General features: G+C 61.7%; 3 protein-coding genes. All 3 read right to left on the bottom strand.

What is annotated here, in order from left to right:
* Window positions 1-47 precede the first annotated feature (47 nt).
* The 3 genes from F8N49_RS25515 to recQ all read right to left on the bottom strand — a co-directional run bounded on the left by F8N49_RS25515 (window position 48) and on the right by recQ (window position 4,680).
* Complete coding sequence (locus F8N49_RS25515; RefSeq protein ID WP_071171412.1) at window positions 48-1,856, bottom strand: FimV/HubP family polar landmark protein; 1,809 nt, start codon at window positions 1,854-1,856, stop codon at window positions 48-50.
* A gap of 127 nt (window positions 1,857-1,983) precedes the next feature.
* Complete coding sequence (locus F8N49_RS25510; protein WP_016771142.1) at window positions 1,984-2,418, bottom strand: MarR family transcriptional regulator; 435 nt, start codon at window positions 2,416-2,418, stop codon at window positions 1,984-1,986.
* Between the two features lie 132 nt (window positions 2,419-2,550).
* The gene (gene recQ / locus F8N49_RS25505; RefSeq protein ID WP_024012058.1) at window positions 2,551-4,680 is read right to left on the bottom strand and encodes a DNA helicase RecQ; all 2,130 of its coding nucleotides are present in this window, start codon (window positions 4,678-4,680) and stop codon (window positions 2,551-2,553) included.
* Between the last annotated feature and the right edge of the window lie 254 nt (window positions 4,681-4,934).

Genomic DNA, 4,934 nt, shown 5'->3' with positions numbered 1-4,934 from the left:
GCCTGCTCGCGAAAGCGGTCTCGGGTGAACCCGAAATCCATTGGCGCTCAGCGAATCCCCGCCAACAACGTCCTTGCCGTCTGCTTCAACGGCTCATCCCCTTCCCTGAGCAATTCATTGAGCAGCGCGATCGCGCTGTCGATGTCGCCATCGTCGATGCAGGTTTGTGCCTGTTCGAGCTTGCCGGCGGCCTCGGTGTCGGTCTCGGTGGACTCGGGTAATTGCAGATCCAGAGGTTCCAGCACCAGCGACGGCTCGGGATCGCCGAACTCATTGAGAAAGTCGTCGTCGAGCGGCTGGGCGTCGGGTTCGGGGATCCATTCGAGTTCGGCTTCTTCGGCAGATGCAGCCTGTGGCAGGTCAAAATCGACAGGTAGCACCGACAGGCTGGTGCCCAGCTCTGGATCATCGATCGGCGGTGCGGCGGCGTCAGCGCGGCTGTCGTTCAGATCCCAATTTGAATCCATCGACAGCTCGCCCAGATTCAATTCGAAATCATCCTCGAGAGCGCTGGGCGACGCTGCAAGCGGCGCGGCTGCGGTCGCTGCCGAGGCCACGGGCAGTTCGGGCGCGATTGGCGTTGCTGCAAATGCCGCCGGTGCGGCGCCTGCCAGTTTTGGATGGCGAGCGCGGATTTCAATCAGTTCACGGTCATCGACGCCAAGCGCACGCAGGCGGTTTTCCTGCTGCTCAAAAGCGGCGCTGTCACCCTGGCGCCCAAGAACCTCCAGCAACTGCAGACCGAGATCAATGCGTTCAGGCTCCTTGTGCAAGGCATCGCGCAGCAGCCCGGCCGCTTCGCTGAGCCGGCCGTAGGCCAGATAGATGCCCACAGCCTCCAGCACGTCGCCGGCACCGGGTTCGTCGCGATGATCGGCGGCCGCGTGCGCACCGACAGATTGTTCAAGCTCGGGCTCGTCGACGTCTTCTTCGGCGCTCACAGGCAATAGCGGCGTCGGCGTGCCATCTGCTGTGGAACGTTGCTGACGGCGGCGTATGAGCAACGCTGCCAGCACGCCCAGCAGCAATATCAGTCCGCCGAGCAGCGGCCAATTCACGCCATCGTCTGCCGCCTCGACCGGGGCTGAAACAACGGCCGGAGCCGGCGCGACCACAGGTGGTGGCGGCGCTTTCTGCACTTCGGCCAGACGGGTTTGCAACTCCTCGATCTGCTTCTTGCCGTCGGCTATTTGCACTTGCTGCTCTTGCAGCCTGAGGTTCTGTTCGTCGAGGGTCTTTTGCAGTTGCTGGGTGAGCAGCACGCTGGCGGCCAGTTGCTCGGCCTGCGCATCGTTGGCAGGTGCCGCCGGCGTTGGCGGCACAGGCGCCGCAGAACGTTTGCCTTGGGCTGCCTGGGGCGGCGCGGTAACCGGTTCGACAGCTGGAAATTCGGAGGATTGCGGGCGCGGATCCGGCTCGTCGGTGGCGGGCACGATGGCCGGCGAACCCGGCGGGTCGATCAGCACGGTGTACTCGCGCAGCAGACGGCCGTTGGGCTGATCGAGCTGCACGAGGAAATTCAGGAAAGGTTCGTTGACCGGTTTTCCGGACGTCACCCGGATCACCTTGCGGCTGCCGCGCAGGATCGGAGTGAATTTGAGGTCAGTGAGAAAGAACACCCGCTCGACGCCGGCCCGGCCGAATTCGTTCGCCGAAGCCAGGCTGGCCGAGAGATCGTTTTGCGTCAACGTGCCGACATCGACCAGCGCGATGTCGGCCTTGAACGGCTGATTGAGGGCTGAGTGAACAGTGATTTCGCCCAACCCCAACGCCATCGACCAGGTCGAATAGCTTAATACGCCAGCGAGCAGCAGCCATTTGGCGCCCCCGCGCAGCACGTGCCGACTTGCGAGCATGAGCATCCCTTAAATAAGCAAAACCGGTTTCTATGCGTTCGCACATCCGGTACGAACACGATATTGCCCAGTAGTTCTTATAGTCGGCTCAGCGCGATCTCTCAAAAAATCACTGGCGGGATGTGCCTCAAGATTTTTCCAGGTTGGCCAGAATGTGCCCGTGTACGCGCATGCACACCTTCAAATCCGCCTCATCGACGCCCTCGAACAATTCGTGGCGCAGCTGCGTGGCAATGGTTTCGATTTGTTCGATCAAGGGCAAGGCAGGTGCGCAGAGCACGATTTTTTTCGCCCGACGGTCTTCCATCACTGACTGGCGTTGCACCAGTCCCTGGTTTTCCAGACTATCAAGCAAGCGCGCCAGGGTCGGGCCTTCGACGCCGACACTCTGCGCCAGTTCGCGTTGGGTCGGTGCCTCTTCAAAACGCGCCAGATGCAGCAGCACCAGCCAGCGCGCCTGTGAAAGGCCCAGCCCGGCGAGACGACGATCCAGTTCGGCACGCCAGCCACGGGACATCTGGGCCAGTTGCATACCAAAGCGATGTTGATCGGTTAACGGCATAAAACACTCACGGTTAGACTGAAAATACGGAAAATCTAATTATTAGTCAGCTAAGCATGGGCGGCAGTTATAGGCAAGAGTCGCTCTGTACTGAATCGTTACAACTGCACGGGGCTTGGCGCATACGTCGTTTCACATCTCGAATTCAGACTGCAACGCCGCCCGCACGCAATACAGCACGCCTTCCGGCACACGCCCGGCGAACAGCTCGGCGACTTCGGCGACGGACGGCAACTCGCCCTCACCATCGAGGAACGCGTCCTGCACTTCGCCCATTAATTCCTCAGGCAAATCCAGCGCCTGCTCCAGCGACAACTGCTGCTTGCCGATGGCTTCGGCGAGCATGGCGTAGACGTTCTTCTCCGAGCACTGCAACTGCCCGGCGATCTGCAGCGGGGTCATGCCGGCGCGGGCCAGGGTGATCAGCTCGTGACGGACATCGGCGACCACCTTCGGCGCCTCCGCCTCGCCGCCGAGCACTTCGAGGAAGGCTTCGCCATAGCGCTCCAGTTTGCGTGCGCCGACGCCGCTGACCCGGGCCATTTCCGCCAGCGAAGTCGGCTGGCTGCGGAGCATTTCCAATAGCGTCGAGTCGGGGAAGATGACATATGGCGGCACGCCGTGTTCTTCGGCGAGCTTGCGCCGTAGTGCGCGCAAGGCTTCCCACTGTTCGCGTTCTTCGCCGCGCACCAGTTGGCTGGCCTGGCTCTTGCTGCCGGTTTTGGCGGTGACTTGCGGTTTCAGGTCGCGGCGCAGTTCCAGTTTCACTTCGCCTTTGAGCAAAGGCCGGCAACTGTCATTCAAGCGCAGACCGCCATAACCCTCGTGGTCGACATCGGCCAACCCACGCGCCACCAGTTGGCGGAACAGCGAGCGCCACTCGCTCTCGCTCAACGCCTTGCCAACGCCGAACACCGACAAATGCTGATGGCCGAAGCTGCGCACCTTTTCGTTGTCCTTGCCCAGCAACACGTCGACCAGATGACCGACGCCATAGCGCTGGCCGGTGCGGAAAATCGCCGACAAGGCCTGACGTGCAGGCTCGGTGGCGTCCCAGGTCTGCACGCCGTCGACACAGTTGTCGCAATGCCCGCACGGTTCGGGCATGTCTTCGTCGAAATAGGCCAGTAACGCCTGCCGGCGGCAGCGGGTTTCTTCGCACAGCGAGAGCATGGCGTCGAGCTTGTGCTGCTCCAGACGCTTGTGGCGCTCGTCGCCTTCGGAGTTCTGCAGCATCTGCTTGAGCATCACCACGTCTTGCAGACCGTAGGCCATCCACGCATCCGCCGGCAGACCGTCACGGCCGCCGCGACCGGTTTCCTGGTAATACGCCTCAAGGGATTTCGGCAGATCGAGGTGCGCGACAAAGCGTACGTTGGGCTTGTCGATGCCCATGCCGAACGCCACGGTGGCGACCATGATCAGGCCTTCCTCATTGAGGAAGCGCTTCTGGTGATAGGCGCGCAGATCGTTGGGCAGACCGGCGTGATACGGCAGCGCCGGGAAGCCCTGCTCGCTGAGAAACGCCGCAACTTCTTCGACCTTCTTGCGCGACAGGCAATAAACGATGCCGGCATCGCTGCGCCGCTCGGCGAGGAACGCCAGCAACTGTTTGCGCGGCTGTTCCTTGGGCACGATGCGATAGAAGATGTTTGGCCGGTCGAAGCTCGACAGGAAGCGCTCGGCGTTCTGCAGGTGCAGGCGATCGACAATTTCTTCGCGGGTGCGCTTGTCGGCGGTCGCGGTGAGGGCAATGCGCGGAACGTTGGGGAACAGCTCTGCCAATTGACCCAGTTGCAGGTATTCGCGGCGGAAATCGTGGCCCCATTGCGATACGCAATGCGCTTCGTCGATGGCGAACAAGGCGATTTCCAGGCTTTGCAGGAATGCCAGCATGCGCGGCTGCACCAAGCGCTCGGGCGCCAGATAGAGCATTTTCACTTCACCGCGTTTGATCCGCAGAGCGAGATCGCGCTGCTGCTCGGCACTCAGCGTGGAGTTCAGCGCAGCGGCGGCCACGCCCAGTTCTTCGAGGGTGGCGACCTGATCGTCCATCAGCGCGATCAACGGCGACACGACCACCGCCAGACCTTCACGCAACAGCGCCGGCACCTGGAAGCACAACGACTTGCCGCCACCGGTAGGCATCAGCACCAGCGCATCACCGCCGCTGGCCACGCGCTCAATGATCGCACCCTGACGGCCACGGAAACTGTCGTAGCCGAAGATGTCCTTGAGGACGCGTTGAGCCTGTTCGAGCATAAAAACTCCAAAAATCTACCGATACATCCCTGCTCAGGCTGGTTCAGAGCAGCTTCGGCTGCTTAAACAAAACGTAAGAACACATTGCATGACCAGCGCAGCGCCAGCAGGGATCGCAAAACGCGGCAGTATACCCGAGGCCTTCGCCGCAGAGGGTGCCGCTGAGAAGACTCACTCTGCAATTGACATCACACCGAACCCTGTGGGAGCGGGCTTGCCCGCGAAGAGGCCGGCCCTGCCCATTTCTTCATCGA

The organism is Pseudomonas sp. GXM4, from assembly GCF_008923895.1.
Lineage (GTDB): Bacteria > Pseudomonadota > Gammaproteobacteria > Pseudomonadales > Pseudomonadaceae > Aquipseudomonas > Aquipseudomonas atacamensis.
Note: the sequence above shows the minus strand (reverse complement) of the source record. Positions and strands in the feature narration are given on the sequence as shown.

Coding starts and splice junctions, on each gene's coding strand:
- F8N49_RS25515 (WP_071171412.1), bottom strand. CDS start 1,856: ATGCTCGCAAGTCGGCACGTGCTGCGCGGGGGCGCCAAATGGCTGCTG.
- recQ (WP_024012058.1), bottom strand. CDS start 4,680: ATGCTCGAACAGGCTCAACGCGTCCTCAAGGACATCTTCGGCTACGAC.
- F8N49_RS25510 (WP_016771142.1), bottom strand. CDS start 2,418: ATGCCGTTAACCGATCAACATCGCTTTGGTATGCAACTGGCCCAGATG.